The following is a 17,744-nucleotide window of genomic DNA, read 5'->3' as shown; positions in this document are numbered from 1 at the left end:
ACCCAAGACCTGCCGCTGTCCCTCAAACGACCAAGACTCCGAAGCGCCGGGCGAGGGCGCGACGGTCGCTGTGGTCAGGGCTCCCGGCGCCGTACCGGACGCGGGCGAGGCGGCGGGGGCGTGTAGCCCTCGCTGGCCAGCTCCTCCAAGGCCGCGACGCTGTCGGCGCTGGCCCAGGAGCCGGGCACAACCCAGTCCACGTAGGTTCCCTTGGGGAGCGCCGCGAACTCGGCCAGCGCACGCGACGGTTCCAATCCTCGTGCCTTTGCCTCGCGCAGATCGTGGAACCAGATAATGGCGGAGTTGACCCCCTCATGGCCGGCCGCCGGGCGCGCCACCCAGCCGGCTGCGTCGTCGGCATCGCACGCCCACAGATACCCGAGGATTCCGATGCTGTCGTTCGCCACCGCGACATACTGGACGGGCTTGTCAGTCCGATACGTGTAATCGACCGGCCCGCCCTCTCGCAGGCGAAGCTGCAGGTCCTCATGAAGACTCGGATTCCACCGCTCGGACTCGCTCATCCATCAACCCCTTCTACTTCGGCAGAACCTCACCAAAGATCTGCCACTGTCCATTCAAGTTGACGACCCTGGTCGCGCGCCAGGTCAAGCCCTTCCCCAGGAGCAGCTCTCGCTCGCCGCCACCGAACATCGAGACCTTCTCCACGAAGAGTCCCGGCGTCCCCTCGGGGACCCTCAAGTGCAGTATCGCGTCGTCGCCTGCGAACGCGCCAGCGGGACCTCCGAGCGAGCTGGAAGTGAAGGCGTCCTCAGTGAATTCCTTCCCTACCATGCGGAACGGATCTCCGTCGATATGCCCGAGCCCTGTCCCCCGAGCGACCAGGACGTCCTCAGGTACGGGACGGCCGGCCAGTGCCTGATCGACCTTGTCGATGTGCTGCAGTACCTGGGGCGTACCTCCGGATCCATCACTGCTCCGCAAGTAGCCGTTCATATCCCTATAGGTCGGTCGGCCGTCTTCCGGCCTCCCCCGCGTATAGTCACGCACCGCGTCCTTCAATGGCTGCGGCATGCTGTCAGCATACCCGTTCCAATAGTCGGCTCCATAGTCTCCGGCTTCGAGGTTGTTCTTGAATGTCCGTGCGCCCGGTGAGATTTCAGACCGCGCAACTTCCATCTGCTGCTCTGGGGTGAGCTTCCGGAAATCCTCCGGCGAAAGCGGCCGATCGACGCCGCCAGCGAGTGGATCCTTAATGGTCCAGCCGTCAGGCAAACCCGCGGGGTTCGCGCCGGCGGTGGCCGCCGCATCGCCGCCGGCGTTTTCGACGCTCTGGATCGCAGTCTTCTCCGCCGCATTCTCGGCGATGTCCTTGCTGGCGTTGACGCCCACGTCGGTGGCGACCGAGGCGGCCTCGCCAGTGCCCCCGGTGGCGATGCCGAAGGCTACGTTGGTGAACAGCTTGCCGCTGGCCTCGAACGGGTCCGAGCCCCACCCCGACCCCACCACCGCGGAGAGCAGCTGGGTGGGGTGGTTGGAGACGTTGACCAGGCCGGCGGCGACCGTGTTGACATGGTCGAGGTAGAGGGCGGGGTGGGTGATGTTGTAGACGTCCAGCGGGTTCAGGCCGCGACCGAACTTGAGGATGTCGGCCGCACCCTTCACGACCCCGCCGTACAGGTGCTCGTAGCCGTCCATGCCGCCCTCGGCCAGGTCGACCGCGTCCAGCTTCATCCGCTCGGTGAAACTCGGCTCCGCCGGCGCCGCGTCCGTGGCCGCCTTGATCGCCTTCGCCGCCGCATCGGCGGCCGTGTCGCGAGCTGAACGGGCGGCGCGCAGCAGGTCCTGGGCGTGGCTGAGCTGGTCGGTGGACGGGTCGTGGAAGGCGCCGGGGTCGGTGGGCTGGGGGCCCGGGTTGGGGTTGGTCTTGGCGGCGTAGTTCCAGGTCTTGACGGCCTTGTTGTAGCTGTCGACGCTCGCGTTGTACGCGTCCTGCGCCTGCTGGTGCGCCTTCTTCGCGGCGTTGTACGCGTCGATGGCCTGCTTCGCCTGGTCCTGCGCCCAACCGACCGTGTGCGAGAAGTCGTCCAGCGCCCCTGCGGCCGTCGCGCACGCGTCCGCCGTCACCAGCCACTGCGTGGGATGCGGGGCGAACTTGGCGCGGAACGCATCTGCCGCCTGCCCCTGCCAGTGCTCCGAATCCATCGACCGCAGCCCGCTGCCGGTCTCCTCGAACGCGTCGTGGAAGGCGCGCAGGTGCTTCGCCGACTCGGTGATCGCCTTGACGTCGCCGTGCACCAGCTCCTTGGGATCGTCCGTGTCCCCGAGCTGCAACTCGCCGACCTGCGCACCCAGGTTGTCGGCCACCTTGTCGCCGAACTTGTCCACCGCGTGCGCGGCCTCGTGCAGGCCGACGAAGTCCAGCATCCCGCCCAACGCGTGGGCGTTCTGGTCGATCGCCTGCCCGACCGCCTTCTTGCCGTCCTTGTACAGACCCTCCAGACCGTCCCCGACCGAATCCAGAAACCCCATCAGCCCAACTCCCCCATCAACCCCGCAACCCCATCAGCCCTGGCCGCCCTGCCCGTTGGCCATCGCCCGCAGCCGCTTCGACTCCTCCAGCAACCGCTGCTGTTCCGCCTTGTTCGCGTCCGTGGTCCCGGTCAACGCGGCCACCGCCTGCGCCTTCGGATCGCTCGCGATGATGTCCGCACCCTCCGCGTCCCAGGTCGCGGCCGAGTTCAACATCGCCTTGTCGAACGAGGACGCCGAATAGTCCGCGTTCCCGATCTGCGTGAACTGGTTGTCCTTCAACGTCGTGTCCCAGGACTGCGCCTCGACCTGCTCCTGCGTCAGATTCGGGTTGCCCATCGCCGCGTTCACCACGTCCTTGAGCGCACCCGAGGCGTACTGCTCCTGGTCGTAGTACATCCCCGCCGACAAGCCCAACCGCAGCGCGATGTCGTTCCCGTCGTGGACCAGACGCCGCACGCCCCAGCTCCACCGCTCGCAGAACCCGTCCAACGCGCCCTGCAGCCCCGGGTTGCCGAGCTGCATGCCCGTCAGGGAGACGTTCGAGAAGCCGCGCCCGACCTCACCGGCCTCACTGATCCCGAGCTTCTTCAACTCCGCGATCGCGTCGCCGATCCCCTTGGCCGTGTTGCTCAGCGCGTTCGGATCGACCTGGTAGGAGTCAGCCACGATCCACCGCCACCGCGTCCGGCACGATCCCGTGCACCGGCGGCAACAGGAACGGCGCCGGCCCCGCCACATCCACCGCCACCCCCGCCGGCACACCCATCGCCGGCACCGCCACATCCAGCAACCGCCACCCGTAGACCGTCAGATACGGCACCTCGGGCCCCATCTCGCGCGCCTGCGCATACCGCATCAGCGCGTCCTCACCGGTGAACGCGTACAACCACTGGACACCGCCCAGCTCCCCCGCCAACGGCTCCCCGCCCTGCGTCGGCACAAGTACCGCGCTGCGGCGGAACTCCATCACGGCCCTGGGACCGTCAACCCGCCCGGCGTGCAGCCCAATCAGCCGCTCCGCCAGTCCAGTCTCTGCCATATGTCCCCCCAGCACGCTCGGTGATCACTCCGAGACTCGGGAGGCTATCAGACAGTAATACCGAGATCGCGTAGCGGCTTCAACGTATCGTTGATCGTCGCAGGACCGTCCTGATCGAGCGGCAAGACCAGGCCGCGCGGGAGAATCGTGTGCTCGATCCGGAGCCTCCGGTGCGCACCTGAAGGTGGGGTCCAGGCTGTCCGACTCCAGCGCTGCTCAGACGGAGCTTTCGGCCCCGGAGGCTTCAAGCTCCGGCGCCGAGGCGACGAACGCTGCCCACGCGGCGGGGGCAAAGGAGAGCTGCGGGCCGGCCTTGTCCTTGGAGTCGCGGACGTGGACGGTCCCGGGGTGAGCGGCGACCTCGATGCAGTCACCGCCCTGGGTGTCGCTGTAGCTGGACTTGCGCCAGTCGAAGGCGATCTCGATGCAGGCTCCGCCCTCAGAATCGCTGTAGCTGGACTTGAACCATGCGAGTTCGGTGTTCACAGTGCCTCCGCCAACGTGCCGATGAACCGAGCCGACTCCTCAACTCCGAGAGCCTGCATGCGGATCATGCCATGGCGCTGAGTCAGGACACTCAGCCTTTCGGCGTCGGCGTACAGGATCCCGCTCGACTGCCCCTCCAGGTAAGCGTAGTGCTGGTGATCAGGGGTCTCGATGAGGACGAACGGTCCGGCGAGCGCCGAGTGGGCACCCCGGCCGACCGGCAGCACCTGGATGCTGACATTTCTCAGCTTACCGACCTCCAGCAGGTGCTGGAGTTGACCCTTCATGATCGTCCGGCCACCGACCATCGTGTGCAGCGCCGCCTCGTAGATCACGAACCCGAAGAGGGCCGGTGGGTTGCGGGTGAGCTTCTTCTGGCGTTCGATCCGGGCCGCTACACGCTCGTCCACCGTGTCGTCGCCGAGCGGTGGGCAGTGATCCGCCATGAGTGCGCGAGCGTAGGTGGCCGTCTGCAAGAGGCCGGGGACCAGCAGGCTCTCGTACCAGTGAAGGACGATCGCTTCATCTTCCGCCGCCACGAACTCCTTCGCGTGGCTCGGGAACCGTTCCGGCTTCAGGTACGCCGTCGCCGCGAGCAGCAGACCCCGGGCGTCGCACAGCGTCTCCGCCGCGTTCAGCACCTTCAGGCTCGGCCGACGGCGGCCCTGCTCCATCGACTTCACGGTCTCAAGGTCGTAGCTCGCCTCGGCGGCCAGCTGCTCCCGGCTGATCCCGTTGCGCTCCCGCCAGAGCTTGAGCTGGTTGCCGCAGTACCGCCACGCCACCGGAGGCTCGGAATTCGCTCCCACCACAGCACCCCCAGGAAGTTCGCGGGTACACCACGGGTACACGCACCGCCTGGACCCGTGCTGCCACTTCCGAGGCTAGAGCCCCGGGGGCCGTCGATGAATTAGTGGGTTGATTTGTCCTCGCGGTCTGCGGCTGTCGCGTGCATGACGTAGTTCGCGAGGTCGCTGGGGTCGATCAGGCGGGCGGGGATCGGTTCCGGGTGGTGTCCCAGGTCTTCCAGGATGGGGCGGACCTGCTTGATCAGGGCTCTGATCTGGTTCTCCCCGACGCGGAAGAGGTAAGCGGTCAGCGAGCGGGACAGGCCGCGCTGGTCGAGGATGGCGGCCCAGATGATGTTCTCTGTGGTCATCTTGCGGTGCCGGGGCCGCTCCTTGGGCGGCAGGGCGTCCAACCGGTCGCGGACGCTGACGGTGAGTTCGTCCAGGTCATGGCGCTCGATGCCGGTCAGCAGGGGGTGGGTGGCCAGGGTCGCGCCGAAGGTGTGCGCGTGCCGGGGGTGGGATCTGGGGCCGGGCGGGTGGAGCGGGACGTCGGGGATGCCGGGCTGGGGCGGGATCGTGTAGTTCCACTCCCCGTGGAAGTCTTCCGGGCGGATCGTGAGGGCGGACGCGTGTTGTTCGCTGATCTCGATGCCGGTGGGGTAGCTGCCGGTGTCCAGGCGGGCGGTCACGGTCAGTCCGGTGCGGGTGGTGGTCGCCGAGATGAGGTTCAGGGCGGTCTCGTAGCTGGTCAGCGGGTGGGAACGCCAGTTGAGGGAGATGAAGGAGAACAGGCGGTGCTCGACCCGGTTCCACTTCGAAGTCCCCGGAGGTAGGTGGCACACGCTGATCTCCAGGCCGGTCTCGGTGGCGAGAACGGCGAGGTTGGCCTTCCACGCCTTGGCGCGGGAGCTGTTGGAGCCGCCGCCGTCCGCGGTGATCAGCAGGCGTCTTGCCTGTGGATAGGCGGGCCGCCCTTCCTCGGTCCACCAGCGGCGCAGGCTGGAGACGGCGAACGCGGCGGTGTCGTGATCGGTGCCCACCACGACGAACCCGGTATTGCGGCCCAGGTCGTAGATGCCGTAGGGGATCGCTGTGCCCGTGGCGTGGGAGGGGAAGTCGTGGTCGAGGACCTTGACCGGGGCGCCCGGCGGGGCCCACTCGCGTCCGGGCCGGGCGAAGAGTCCGATCTGCTCCTTCTTCTTGGTGTCCACGCTGATCACCGGATCACCGGCCTGGAGGAACTCGGCCACCGTGGAGTTGAGATGCTGGAACTGCGCGTCCCGGTCTGGGTGGTGGCTGCCGGCCAGCACCCGCGCGTTGCCGCGCAGGCTGAACCCGGCCCCTTTCAGCAGGGCCGCGACAGTGTCGCGGCCCACCTTCCTGCCCTGGGCGGCGAGTTCATCCGCGAGGCGGCGCAACGACTTCGTCGTCCACGTCAGGGGCTTCATCGGATCGCCCTGTGTGCTGTCCTCGACCAGCGCCAGCAAGGCCGGCACCAAACCTGGGTCCCTGTCCGCCAGGGCCGGGCGGCCCGCACCCGACCGCCGTACCCGCCCGTCCGGTCCCTCGCCCGCATCGAGTTCGGCCAGGCCACGGCTGACGCGGCCTTTCGAGACGCCCGCAGCCTGTGCCACCGCGGCAATCCCGCCGTGCCCGAACTGCCGGGCCTCCGCCGCGTACAGGATCCGGCGCTGCCGCTCGTTCAAATGCGGCGTCACCGCCTCGAACTTCGCCCGTAACGACTCCACCGATCCATCAAAGCGCCCCATGCCACATCAACGAGCCCAACTACCGTAAGCAACCCACTAATTCATCGACGGCCCCCCGGCGGCAGTGTAGAAGTCGCAATAGCCGGATTGCTCCTCGTGCGAGTGAGATCCGGCCCCTCAGGTTTGCCCCCAAGGACTCTGATGGTCACTCAGCCCACTGCAGACCGGTTCAGCACCACCCTTCGCCTCCCCCGATCCGCCCGCAGCGTCGGACGCGCCCGTGCCGCGTTTCGCGCAGACGCGGCTTCCTGGAGCCTGCCGGCGGAGGACGGCGACACCGCCACCCTGCTGCTCTCCGAACTCCTCACCAACGCCTGCCGGCACGCCCGTGTCCCGCGCGATCGCTACGTCGAGGCGCGTTGGACCCTCGACCGGTCCGGCGGTCTGCTCCGCGTGGAGGTGTCCGACGCGGACCGGCGCCCTCCGAAGCCCCGCCGGGCCGGCCCTGACGACGAGTCGGGCCGTGGCCTCGAACTCCTCGCCCTCCTGGCCGGCGGCTGGGGCGTCGATCCCCGCCCGGGTGGCATCGGCAAGACGGTCTGGTTCGAGCTCAAGCTGCCGGACGGGCGGGGTGTCGAGTCACCGTGAGGGGTCAGTTCTGCGGGTTGCTGTACGGATTGTTCGGCGGGATCGGCTGGTACGGCTGGGCGCCGCCCGGGTTGTATCCCGGCGGCGGGGGCGGGGTTCCGTAGGCAGGGGGCTGGGCCTGGGTGCCGTACGGGGGCTGAGGGGGCACCGGGTAGGCCAGCGGCGGGGCGGGAGGCGGCGGCGGGGTCGAGCGGTTCCGGCGGACCAGGAAGAACACGGCGCCGCCGATGACGACCACGGCGAGGGCAGCGCCACCGATGATCAGCGGGAGGTTGCTGGAACCCGAGCCGGAGGCGGTGGAGTTGGTGGCCGGCGTCGGGGAGGAGGTGGGCGCGGCAGTGGTCGGGGCAGCCGAGGACGGGGTGGCGCTCGGCTTCGCGCTCGCGGTACCCGGAGCCGAGGCCGCACTGGAGGGTGCGACACCGATACCTGCGGCGATCAGCGGGTTGACATCAGCCGGGCCCGATTCGCCGGTGTAGTGGATGGCGTTGCGGGGGCTGATGTTGCCGAAGCCGAGGAAGTCGGTGCGGCTGCCGCTGTTGGGCTTGTTGGCGGAGTTGATGATGACGCGGAGGACTTGGTTGCCGGTCCAGTCGGGGTGGAGCTGCCAGACGATTGCAGCAGTCGCCGAGGTCAACGCGGTGGCGTCCGAGGTGCCGTGGCTCAGGCAGTACCCAGTGGCGCCGGTGCATGCGCTGTTGATGTCCACGCCCGGCCCGGCCAGGGCGATGTACGGCCCGTACTCGGCTTCGGACGTGTGCGTCCCGCCCTTGTCGAACGCGGTGATGGCGGCCACGCCCGGCATGGCCGCCGGGTACATCACCGGATTGCCTTCCTGCGCGCTGTTGCCGGCGCCCGCGATGATCAGGCGTCCCTTGCCGATGGCGTAGTCGACTGCGGTCTTCAGCTTGGTGAGATCGCCAGGTGTCAGGTCGACGTCGCGCATGGCCAAGGAGATGTTGATGACCTTGGCACCGTTGTCGGTGGCAAAGACGATGGCGTCGTCCACCTGCTTGAGCGTTTCCGAACTGCTGACAGCGGAGCTCGAGTTGACCCGCACCGGAAGGACCTTGGCGCCGGGTGCCAGGCCGGTCACACCCTTGCCATTGAAGCTCTTGCCCGAACCGGCGATGAGGCTTGCCATTCCGGTCCCGTGACCGTCGGCGTCCGACGAGGCCCCGCCGGCGAGCCCACTGAAGTCCTTACCGGGCAGGAGCTGTCCGACAAGGTCGGGTGCATCGGACTTCACGCCGCTGTCGATGACTGCGACCGTGATCCCCGCACCCGTGCTGGTCTGCCAGACCTCGGGCATGTGGAGCGCATCAAGATGCCACTCGGAATCGCGCGGCGAATCGGCGGCCGCAGCAGGTGTCGTGAATCCGCCTGTCACCGCCAATGCCAGTGCCAGCAACGCGGCGGCGCGCCGCCCTCGCACGCCTGTGCCGATCCGCCGCATCACGTTCTCCTCTTCCCCGTGGCTACCGGTGCCCTCGAACAGAACTGCCCGGTCACTGAGTCTGACCCAGTGACCGGGCAGGAGAGCCGGTCCTTACTCAATCACGTCCGGATTGCTCTCCGGAGTTCCACCGGTCCAGGTCTCCTCTTCCTCCACGAGGTAGTCGGCCCGGTTACGGCGGTCCTTGCTGCGCTTGTTCGCGCCGCCGACACCACCGCCAGGCATGTAACCGCCCTCGTGCTCGCCGGCCGCTCGCGCCTCGCCGCCGGCACGGCGCAGACCACTGCCGCCCGGGGTGAACTCGCCACCGGCCTTGGGACCACGGCGACCGCCGACCTCGCCACCGGTGGCAGAGGTCAGCCCACGGCCGCGTCCGGCACCGCCACGCCCACCGACGCCACCGCCACCGGCACCGCCACCAGGCATGTAGCCACCACCGGCGCCACCCGCACCGCCACGGCCTTCGGCCGCCGCGGCTGCGGCTTCCTCAGCGCCGATCGCGTTGGCACCGAGCTGGCTACGACCCGACGTCGAGCCAGGACGGCTGACACCGCCGGAGATGCCCTCCTCGAAGGCGGGAGAGCCGCCGAACCGACCCGGGCCGCGCGAGCCGCCGGGGTTGCCGCCGTACTGGTACCCGCCGCCACCGATGAGAGTGGGGCCGCCGGGGTAGCCGGGGTAGCCGCCGGGCAGGCCGCCCTTGGGCCCGCCAGGACCGCCGAAGCCGTCCGAGACGGGAAGACCGCCGGTCGGCCCGCCCGGGGACGGGAGAGTCGGGGTCGGGGTCGGGGTCGTGCTGTCGATGCCCGTGCTGGGCGGCGGAGTCGGACCCGGAGGGGTCGGCGGGGTCGGGCCGGGCGGCACCGGGGTCGGCGGGGTCGGCGTCGGCCATCCCGGGGGGCCCGGACGAGGCGGCGGGGGGTCGGCGGGCCCGGAGGGGGCGGCGGCGGAGTGGGCGTCGGAGGCCTGGGCGTCGGGGTAGGCGTGGGCGTGGGCTTGGCCTTGTTGCCCCCGCCGGTCGACGAGCCACCAGAGCTGGGCCCGCCGTAGGAAGTGTCGCCTCCAGACCACACGTCCTTCGGCGGCGGCCCCATCACCACCGTCGGGCTCGGCGGGAACAGCGGCGGCGACTGCTGCTCCATGACCGTCGTCGACGACTGGTACGCCTGAGAGAGCGTCACCATGTGGCTGACCGCGGCCTGGTGGTCCTGGTCGAGCGCGGCCTGAGCCGTGGCGGCCTGCTGCGCCGAGACCCAGTGCGGGTCGATCGCGCTGCGCTTCGCGTCCTCTTCCGGGCTCAGGTAGTACTTGTCCTGCTCGGCCCGCTTCGCCACGATCGCCTGGTTGGCGGTCGACACCGGCGGCATCGCGCGCGCCGTACCCAGGGCCGTGCCGGCGTTCTGGATCTGGATGGACGCCGTGCCCGCGTAGCCGGCGAGCTGCTGGGTGGAGTCGGCGACCTTCTTCACCCAGTCACGGAAGCTGTCGGCGGCCTGGCCGGTCCACTCGATGTTCTGGGAGTGGGACGACAGCTGGCCACTGATGTCGCTCAGCGTGTCGGAGGCACTGGTCAGCGCCGCGCCACGGTCGGACAGCACGCTGGGCTGGCCGTTCTTGACCATGTCCACCAGCTGCTGGTGGGTCATGCCGTCAAAGTACGCGTAGAGATCGTCGGTCTGTGGCCTGGGCATCACGCACTCCCCCTGTCGGACATGTCAGAGTCGCGGTCAACGGTGATCATCCGACACCGCCCGAGTTGGTGGGGGTCGAAGTCGCCGACGGCGGCGTGGGGGTACTGGAGCTCACGTTGGTCGACGTGCCGGTCGGGTTGGGCACGATTCCGCTCGGGCTGACCCCGGAGTTGTACTGACTGTCGGTCTGCTTGTGGATCTTCCACAGCGTCTGCCGCTGCGAGTCGTCCACGTTCTGGTAGCCGTTGATGTTGATGTTGAGCGCGATGCTCATGGCCTCGATCTGGTTGGACAGCGTCTGCGAGAGCACCTCGAGATTCTGGTGCACCACGTTGTACGCGTTCAGCAACTCCGTCGACTCACCGAAGCCGGTGCCCAGGTGACCCTGGTCCAGGTTCTGCTGGGCGATCTTCGGCTTCGACGCGTCCGAGCCGTCGAGCGACTGGAGCATGCCATCGACCCGCTTCTTGAACTCGGTCATCGTCTCAAGCTCGGCCGACAGCGCGGCCGTGCCCACGTTGGCCCAGTACGCGGGGCTGGCTCCGGGACCGTCGCCCGCGTCCACCATCATTTCTTTCATGCAGTACACCTCCCCCGTACACGGACAGGCTCAGCGCCGCCGTGCCGCAACACGTCATCAAGCTACGAACACACACGAACATCACACCGCGAAGTTCCACGTACGTGCTCGGCCACCGGCCGACGACCGGACAGTAGCCACCACTTCACATCCTAGCGAGCGGGTCTGTCAGCATGGCAGGCCCCTGACCGGTTGGGGCCGTGATCGGTACGCAGTTGTCACGAAGGACCCCACCCCAACTGACGCACCGACAGGAGCCCGCCCCGGAGAGCGGATCAGGAGTCGGCCAGCTCCAGCCAGCTGAGCTCCAGCTCCTCCTTCTCGTCCCGGACCTTGCGCAGCTTCGCGTCCAGCTCGGCGACCTTGGAGAAGTCGGCGGCGTGCTCGGCGAGCTGGTCGTGCAGCTTGCTCTCCTGCTGCTCCAGCTTGGCGATCTGACGCTCGATCCGCTGCAGCTCCTTCTTGGCCGCCCGGGTGTCGCCGGCCGACTTGGCCGGCGCCGCCGCGGAACCGCCACCGGCGGCAGCGGTAGCAGCGGCGGCCACCGCCGCAGCCATCGCCGCGCGCCGCTCCAGGTACTCGTCCACGCCGTTCGGCAGCATCCGCATCCGGTGGTCGCCGAGAAGCGCGTACGCGGTGTCGGTGGTCCGCTCGATGAAGAAGCGGTCGTGGCTGATCACGATCATCGAGCCGGGCCAGCCGTCGAGCAGGTCCTCCAGCTGGTTGAGGGTCTCGATGTCGAGGTCGTTGGTGGGCTCGTCCAGGAAGAGCACGTTGGGCTCGTCCATCAGCAGCCGCAGCAGCTGCAGTCGGCGCCGCTCACCGCCGGACAGGTCGCCGACCGGCGTCCACTGCTTGTCCTTGCCGAAGCCGAACTGCTCGCAGAGCTGACCGGCACTCATCTCCCGGCCCTTGCCCAGGTCGACCCGGCCGCGGATCTGCTCGACGGCCTGCAGCACCCGGGTGGTGGGGTCGAGCTCGGCGATCTCCTGCGAGAGGTAGGCCAGTCGGACGGTCTTGCCGACCTTGATCACACCGGACGCGGGCTGCACATCGCCCTGCGAGGCGTAGGCGGCCTGCATGGCGCGCAGCAGCGAGGTCTTGCCGGCGCCGTTGACGCCGAGCAGGCCGATCCGGTCGCCGGGGCCGAGGTTCCAGGTCAGCCCGTGCAGCAGCTCCTTGGGGCCGGCCGTGACGCTGACGTTCTCCAGCTCGAAGACGGTCCGGCCGAGGCGGGCGTTGGCGAACTTCATCAGCTCGCTCTTGTCCCGGGGCTCCGGCACGTCCGCGATCAGGGCGTTGGCCGCCTCGATCCGGTAGCGCGGCTTGGAGGTACGGGCGGGGGCGCCGCGGCGCAGCCAGGCGAGTTCCTTGCGGGCCAGGTTCTGCCGCTTCTGCTCCTCGGTGGCCTCGATCCGGGAGCGCTCGGCGCGGGCGAAGACGTAGTCGGAGTAGCCGCCCTCGTACTCGCGCACCTCGCCGCGCTGGACGTCCCACATCCGGGTGCAGACCTGGTCCAGGAACCACCGGTCGTGGGTGACGCAGACCAGCGCGGAGCGCCGGTTCTGCAGGTGCTGGGCCAGCCAGGCGATGCCCTCGACGTCGAGGTGGTTGGTGGGCTCGTCCAGCACGATCAGGTCGGGCTCGCCGAGCAGCAGCTTGGCCAGCGCGATCCGGCGGCGCTCGCCACCGGAGAGCGGGCCGATCACGGTGTCCAGGCCCTCGGCGAAGCCGGGCAGGTCCAGGCCGCCGAACAGGCCCTGGATGATGTCGCGGATCCGGGCGTCGCCGAGCCACTCGTGGTCGGCCCGGTCGGCGATCACCTCGTGCCGGATGGTCGCCTCGGGGTCGAGCGAGTCGTGCTGGGTGAGGACGGCCAGGCGCAGTCCGCCGGAGTGCGTGATCCGCCCGGTGTCCGGTTCCTCCAGCTTGGCGAGCATCCGGATCAGGGTGGTCTTGCCGTCCCCGTTGCGACCGACGACGCCGATCCGGTCGCCCTCGCTGACGCCGAGGCTGACCCCGTCCAGAAGGGCCCGGGTGCCGTAGACCTTCGTGACGGACTCGATGGTGGCGAGGTTGACGGCCACGTGCTTTGCGCTCCTGAGGTCGGACGACTGGAACCCCCAGCCTAGTCGGCTGCCCCGGAAGCCCCGTCGATCACCGGGGTCAGGCCCGGCCGATCACCTGTGCGCCCGGCACCGGGCCGTGGGTGACGTGGGCGGTGCGGCAGGTGCCGGAGGCGGCCAGCGCCTCGGCCACCGCCTGGGCGCCGAGTGCGTCCTTGGCCAGGAAGGCGCAGGTCGGCCCGGAGCCGGAGACCAGCGCGGCGAGCGCCCCGGCGGCGGTGCCGGCGGCCAGGCAGTCGGCGAGGGCGGGGCGCAGCGAGAGCGCGGCGGCCTGCAGGTCGTTGGTGAGCGCGCCGGCCAGCGCGACCGGGTCCCCGGCGGCGAGGGCGGCGAGCAGCGCGGGGTCGGCGTCGGGGGTGGGCACCTCGGCCTCGCCGGAGCCGGTGCCGGCGGCCTCGCGCAGCCGGTCGCACTCGCGGAAGACGGCGGGGGTGGACAGGCCGCCGTCGGCGACCGCGAACACCCAGTGGAAGGTGCCCGCCACCGGGAGCGGGGTCAGCAGCTCGCCCCGGCCGCGGCCGAGTGCGACCCCGCCGAGCAGCGCGAACGGCACGTCGGAGCCGAGTTCGGCGGCGAGTTCCAGCAGCACCGGGAGCGGGGTGGTCAGGTCCCAGAGGGCGTCGCAGGCGACCAGCGCGGCGGCGCCGTCGGCGCTGCCGCCGGCCATCCCGCCGGCCACCGGGATGGCCTTGGCGATGTGCAGCGCGACGTTCGGCTCGATGCCGTGGTGGGCCGCGAGCAGGCGGGCGGCGCGGGCGGCGAGGTTGCTGTCGTCCAGCGGGACGAGGGCGGCGTCCGGGCCGCTGCAGGTCAGCGTCACGCCCTGCCCGGGTGCGGCGGTCACCTCGTCGCCGAGGGCGACCGCGAAGAAGACGTTGGCCAGGTCGTGGAAGCCGTCGGCCCGCAGGCCGCCGACCCCGAGCTGCACGTTGACCTTGGCGGGCACCCGGACAGTGATCACTTCGACGGCCTCTCGGGCTTGTGCTCGGCGATGGCGGCGAACTGTTCGACCGTCAGCATCTCGCCGCGCAGCGTGTGGTCGATCCCGGCGCCGGCCAGCGCCTGTTCGGCGGCGGCGGGCGAGCCGGCCCAGCCGGCGAGTGCGGCGCGCAGCGTCTTGCGGCGCTGGGCGAAGGCGGCGTCCACCACGGCGAACACCTCGGCCCGCGAAGCCGAGGTCACCGGCGGCTGACGGCGGATCAGCGAGACCAGGCCGGAGTCGACGTTGGGCGCCGGCCAGAAGACGTTGCGGCCGATCGCGCCGGCCCGCTTGACCTCGGCGTACCAGTTGGCCTTGACCGAGGGCACCCCGTAGACCTTGTTGCCGGGCTTGGCGGCCAGCCGGTCGGCCACCTCGGACTGCACCATCACCAGGGTGTGCTCGATGCTGGGGAAGGTGGCCAGCATGTGCAGCAGGACCGGGACGGCGACGTTGTACGGCAGGTTGGCGACCAGCGCGGTGGGAGCCGGGCCGGGCAGCTCGGTGACCTCCATGGCATCGCTGAGCACCAGGTCGAAGCGGTCGGCGCGGCCGGGCATCCGGGCGGCGACGGTGCTGGGCAGGTGCTCGGCGAGCAGCGGGTCGATCTCGACGGCCGTGACGTGCGCGGCCACCTCGAGCAGCGCCAGGGTGAGCGAGCCCAGCCCGGGCCCGACCTCCACCACGGCGTCCTCGGGCGTCACCCCGGCGGACCGGACGATCCGGCGGACCGTGTTGGCGTCGATCACGAAGTTCTGGCCGCGCTGCTTGGTCGGGCGGACCCCGAGGGTGGCGGCCAGCTCCCGGATGTCGGAGGCGCCGAGCAGGTGGCTGCTGTCAGGGGTGGGGTCCGTGGTGCTCACCGGGTAAGGATACGGGCGCCCTGTGGCGGTGGGAGCTACCAGCCGCGCGCCGTGCGTGCTCGGTAGCAGCGCGACCTCGGTAGCAGTGCGTGCTCAATAGCAGTGCGTGCTCAGTAGCCGAAGGCGCGCGCGGTGTTCGCCGCGATGGCGGTGGCGAGCGTGGACTCCTCCAGCCCCAGGGTGTCGGCCATCGAGCGGACCGTGACCGGGATCAGGTACGGCGCGTTGGGCCGGCCCCGGTAGGGGTGCGGGGTGAGGAACGGGGCGTCGGTCTCCACCAGCACCCGGTCCAGCGGGGTGACGGCGAGGGCGTCGCGCAGCGGCTGGTTCGCCTTGAAGGTGACCGGTCCGGCGAACGAGAGGTACCAGCCGTGCTCGGCGCAGACCTTGGCCATCGCCGCGTCGCCGGAGTAGCAGTGGAAGACGGTCCGCTCGGGGGCGCCCTCCTCCAGCAGCAGTTCGATCACGTCGTCGTGGGCGTCCCGGTCGTGGATCACCAGCGCCTTGCCGTGCCGCTTGGCGATCTCGATGTGCCGACGGAAGGACTCCTTCTGGATGTCCACGCCCTCGGGACCGGTGCGGAAGTAGTCGAGGCCGGTCTCGCCGACCGCGCGGACCTGCGGCAGGGCGGCCAGCCGGTCGATCTCGGCCAGCGCCTCGTCCAGCGCCGTCGACCCACCGGGCGAGCGCCGCTGCCCGGACCAACCGTCAGGGTCGCCGAGCACGATCCGCGGCGCCTCGTTGGGGTGCAGCGCGACGGCCGCGTGCACCTGCTCGAACTCGGCGGCCAGCGCGGCGGCCCAGCGCGAGCCCGGGATGTCGCAGCCGACCTGGACGACGGTGGTCACGCCCACCGAGGCGGCCTTGGCCAGCGCCTCGGCCGGGGTGCCGGACTGCATGTCCAGGTGGGTGTGCGAGTCGGCCACCGCGACCGCGAGCGGGGCCGGCAGCGGGGGCGGGGTGGAGCGGTCGTCGTCCTTGGCAGCCATGGTCCAGAGCCTAGACGGTGGGCCCGACGCTCGTTCGGGCCCACCGGTTGGTCCAGGCTGAGGGAGGTGGGGTCGGGCGGCCCCCGCGGCGCAAGCGGGTCAGGCGGCCCGCGGACGCCAGAACTGGTACCAGTGCTCGCGCGGCAACGGTTCGATGGTGATCTGCTCGACCTGGTTGGCCGGCTCGGCGTGGCCGGCGTAGCCGGGGGCGTGGTGCCAGGAGCTCTCCACGGTGGCGATCCGGCCCGCGCGCATGATCCGGACGGTGTGGCCGCCGCAGCCCGGGCAGGTCGGCTTGAGCAGCGGGGAGGGGACCCGGACGCCGTTGGCGTGGTACTGGATCACCAGGTGGCCGTCCTGGGCCCGGTGGTGCTCGATGTCGTACGCCTGCTCCCAGCCGTACCCGCAGCTCAGGCAGGCGAAGGAGTAGGCCTCCCGGACCGTGTCGACACCCGGGCGGGTCTTGCCGAGCAGGTGCGCGGCGGGCGTCCCGCCGGATCCGGGGTGGTTGGTGGGCTCACGGTCCGGGGCCGGCTTCACACCGGTCGGGGTGCCACCCATCGGGCTACCGATCGTGTCACTCATAGCGCTCTCCCAGCGCCCGCCGGACCCTCGTCCGGACCGGGTCTTTCCATCCGATGGAATGCCCAGTTGCTCCGACCCGATGCCCGGCTTGCCGAGACTTGGTCGGGAGTTGGGGATCCCTGTACGAAGTGGCACCAAAACCGCAGCTCAGCAAGGGTTTATCTGGGCTCCGCTTTACCTTGGCGAACCTCCATCACTCCACCGTACGCGCGTGCGAAGCGGTGGGCGAGGGCTGCCCGGCGCGGGCTCGGCGCCGCTCCGTTCAGGCCTTCTGCTTGGCCGCCACCACCGCGTCGAAGACCTCGCGCTTGGGCAGCGCCAGCTCGGCCGCGACCGCCGCGATGGCCTCCTTGCGGCGCTCCCCCGCCTCCTCGCGGGCGGCCACCCGGGCGGCCAGCTCGGCGGCGGTGTGCTGCTGCGGCGCGGCGGGCGGGGCGCCGGCCACCACCACGGTGATCTCGCCGCGCACGCCGTCGGCGGCCCAGTCGGCCAGCTCGCCGATCGGGCCGCGCTTGACCTCCTCGTAGGTCTTGGTCAGCTCCCGGCAGACGGCGGCCGGACGGTCCGCCCCGAAGGCCAGGGCCATCGCGGCCAGCGTCTCGGCGATCCGGTGCGGGGCCTCGAAGAAGACCATGGTGCGCGGCTCGGCGGCGATCTCGGCCAGCGCCCGGGCCCGGTCCCCGGTCTTGCGCGGCAGGAAGCCCTCGAAGGTGAAGCGGTCCACCGGCAGCGCCGAGAGGGCCAGCGCCGTGAGCACCGCCGACGGGCCGGGCACGGCGGTCACCTTGATACCGGCCGTGACGGCGGCCGCCACCAGGCGGTAACCGGGGTCGGAGACCGAAGGCATCCCCGCGTCGGTGACCAGCAGCACCCGGGCGCCGCCGGTCAGCGCCTCGACCAGTTCGGGGGTGCGGCCGACCTCGTTGCCCTCGAAGTAGGAGAGCACCCGGCCCGCGGGCGTGACGCCGAGCGCCTGGGTGAGCCGGCGCAGTCGGCGGGTGTCCTCCGCCGCGATCACGTCGGCTGCGGCGAGCTCGGTGAGCAGCCGCGGCGGGGCGTCCGCGACGTCGCCGATGGGGGTCCCTGCGAGAACGAGTACACCAGTCACACCGCACATCCTGTCAGGTCGCCGCGGGCGAGGAGATTTCCGGCGAACCGGGCAGCTTTCCGGCGGGGGGTTCGGCATTCAGGGCTCGCCCCTACGATGTGCGGGTGAACGGCGAGACGGCGGCTGAGACGACAGTGGTCGAGACCACTGTGCAGACCCTTGGGGAATCGGGTCCACCGGACCGGACCGACCCCGGCG

18 protein-coding genes are annotated in these 17,744 nt (G+C 70.4%); 2 read left to right on the top strand and 16 right to left on the bottom strand.

All coding sequences use genetic code 11. The features are described from left to right. Positions 1–74: 74 nt before the first annotated feature. The 7 genes from BR98_RS20665 to BR98_RS20635 all read right to left on the bottom strand — a co-directional run bounded on the left by BR98_RS20665 (position 75) and on the right by BR98_RS20635 (position 6,581). Entirely contained in the window at positions 75–524 is a 450-nt protein-coding gene (locus tag BR98_RS20665; RefSeq protein WP_051969990.1) for a hypothetical protein, read from the bottom strand. Positions 525–537: 13 nt separating this feature from the next. Further along, positions 538–2,493: a putative T7SS-secreted protein gene (locus BR98_RS20660; protein WP_035846706.1), complete on the bottom strand. Its 1,956-nt coding sequence runs from the start codon at positions 2,491–2,493 to the stop codon at positions 538–540. Positions 2,494–2,526: 33 nt separating this feature from the next. Further along, positions 2,527–3,162 carry a hypothetical protein gene (locus tag BR98_RS20655; protein ID WP_051969989.1) on the bottom strand — a complete coding sequence of 212 codons (636 nt, stop codon included), beginning with the start codon at positions 3,160–3,162 and terminating at the stop codon, positions 2,527–2,529. Beyond that, the gene (locus BR98_RS20650; protein WP_035846704.1) at positions 3,155–3,535 is read right to left on the bottom strand and encodes a hypothetical protein; all 381 of its coding nucleotides are present in this window, start codon (positions 3,533–3,535) and stop codon (positions 3,155–3,157) included. The genes BR98_RS20655 and BR98_RS20650 overlap by 8 nt, the downstream gene beginning before the upstream one ends. Positions 3,536–3,751: 216 nt before the next feature. Then, positions 3,752–4,021, bottom strand: coding sequence for a DUF397 domain-containing protein (locus tag BR98_RS20645; protein WP_035846701.1), 270 nt, complete (start codon positions 4,019–4,021; stop codon positions 3,752–3,754). After that, complete coding sequence (locus tag BR98_RS20640; protein ID WP_035846699.1) at positions 4,018–4,806, bottom strand: helix-turn-helix domain-containing protein; 789 nt, start codon at positions 4,804–4,806, stop codon at positions 4,018–4,020. The genes BR98_RS20645 and BR98_RS20640 overlap by 4 nt, the downstream gene beginning before the upstream one ends. A 125-nt stretch (positions 4,807–4,931) precedes the next feature. Further along, a complete protein-coding gene (locus BR98_RS20635; RefSeq protein WP_407639401.1) occupies positions 4,932–6,581 on the bottom strand; it encodes an ISAzo13 family transposase in 1,650 nt (549 codons plus the stop codon). Between the two features lie 141 nt (positions 6,582–6,722). Here BR98_RS20635 and BR98_RS20630 point away from each other — a divergent pair, with 141 nt between their 5' ends. Further along, positions 6,723–7,169, top strand: a complete 447-nt coding sequence (locus BR98_RS20630; RefSeq protein WP_051969987.1) for an ATP-binding protein — start codon at positions 6,723–6,725, stop codon at positions 7,167–7,169. Between the two features lie 4 nt (positions 7,170–7,173). Here the strand turns inward: BR98_RS20630 and BR98_RS20625 are convergent, their stop codons facing one another. Both BR98_RS20625 and BR98_RS40395 read right to left on the bottom strand, forming a co-directional pair. Beyond that, the gene (locus BR98_RS20625) at positions 7,174–8,625 is read right to left on the bottom strand and encodes a S8 family serine peptidase (RefSeq protein WP_083976776.1); all 1,452 of its coding nucleotides are present in this window, start codon (positions 8,623–8,625) and stop codon (positions 7,174–7,176) included. Between the two features lie 93 nt (positions 8,626–8,718). Next, positions 8,719–9,696, bottom strand: coding sequence for a hypothetical protein (locus BR98_RS40395; protein WP_198042251.1), 978 nt, complete (start codon positions 9,694–9,696; stop codon positions 8,719–8,721). A 375-nt stretch (positions 9,697–10,071) separates the two neighbouring features. Between BR98_RS40395 and BR98_RS20615 the strand changes: the two genes are divergently transcribed. Continuing rightward, positions 10,072–10,290: a hypothetical protein gene (locus tag BR98_RS20615; protein WP_035846697.1), complete on the top strand. Its 219-nt coding sequence runs from the start codon at positions 10,072–10,074 to the stop codon at positions 10,288–10,290. 72 nt (positions 10,291–10,362) lie between these two features. Here BR98_RS20615 and BR98_RS36485 read toward each other — a convergent pair whose 3' ends face one another. From BR98_RS36485 to rsmI, 7 genes are all read right to left on the bottom strand, one after another. Beyond that, complete coding sequence (locus tag BR98_RS36485; RefSeq protein ID WP_157537855.1) at positions 10,363–10,896, bottom strand: hypothetical protein; 534 nt, start codon at positions 10,894–10,896, stop codon at positions 10,363–10,365. A gap of 275 nt (positions 10,897–11,171) precedes the next feature. Further along, positions 11,172–12,983 (bottom strand): ABC-F family ATP-binding cassette domain-containing protein, encoded by a 1,812-nt coding sequence (locus BR98_RS20605; protein WP_035846695.1) that lies wholly within the window; start codon positions 12,981–12,983, stop codon positions 11,172–11,174. A 79-nt stretch (positions 12,984–13,062) separates the two neighbouring features. Next, complete coding sequence (locus BR98_RS20600) at positions 13,063–13,983, bottom strand: 4-(cytidine 5'-diphospho)-2-C-methyl-D-erythritol kinase (RefSeq protein WP_035846694.1); 921 nt, start codon at positions 13,981–13,983, stop codon at positions 13,063–13,065. After that, entirely contained in the window at positions 13,980–14,864 is an 885-nt protein-coding gene (gene rsmA, locus BR98_RS20595; RefSeq protein WP_035846692.1) for a 16S rRNA (adenine(1518)-N(6)/adenine(1519)-N(6))-dimethyltransferase RsmA, read from the bottom strand. Before rsmA ends, BR98_RS20600 begins: the two co-directional genes overlap by 4 nt. A 110-nt stretch (positions 14,865–14,974) precedes the next feature. Then, complete coding sequence (locus BR98_RS20590; protein ID WP_035846691.1) at positions 14,975–15,853, bottom strand: TatD family hydrolase; 879 nt, start codon at positions 15,851–15,853, stop codon at positions 14,975–14,977. Positions 15,854–15,952: 99 nt separating this feature from the next. Further along, positions 15,953–16,438, bottom strand: a complete 486-nt coding sequence (locus BR98_RS36480; protein ID WP_051969983.1) for a hypothetical protein — start codon at positions 16,436–16,438, stop codon at positions 15,953–15,955. Positions 16,439–16,700: 262 nt separating this feature from the next. Continuing rightward, the gene (gene rsmI / locus BR98_RS20580) at positions 16,701–17,546 is read right to left on the bottom strand and encodes a 16S rRNA (cytidine(1402)-2'-O)-methyltransferase (RefSeq protein WP_035846690.1); all 846 of its coding nucleotides are present in this window, start codon (positions 17,544–17,546) and stop codon (positions 16,701–16,703) included. Positions 17,547–17,744: the final 198 nt, after the last annotated feature.

Source organism: Kitasatospora azatica KCTC 9699 (assembly GCF_000744785.1).
Lineage (GTDB): Bacteria > Actinomycetota > Actinomycetes > Streptomycetales > Streptomycetaceae > Kitasatospora > Kitasatospora azatica.
This window is presented reverse-complemented; position numbering and strand designations above follow the sequence as displayed.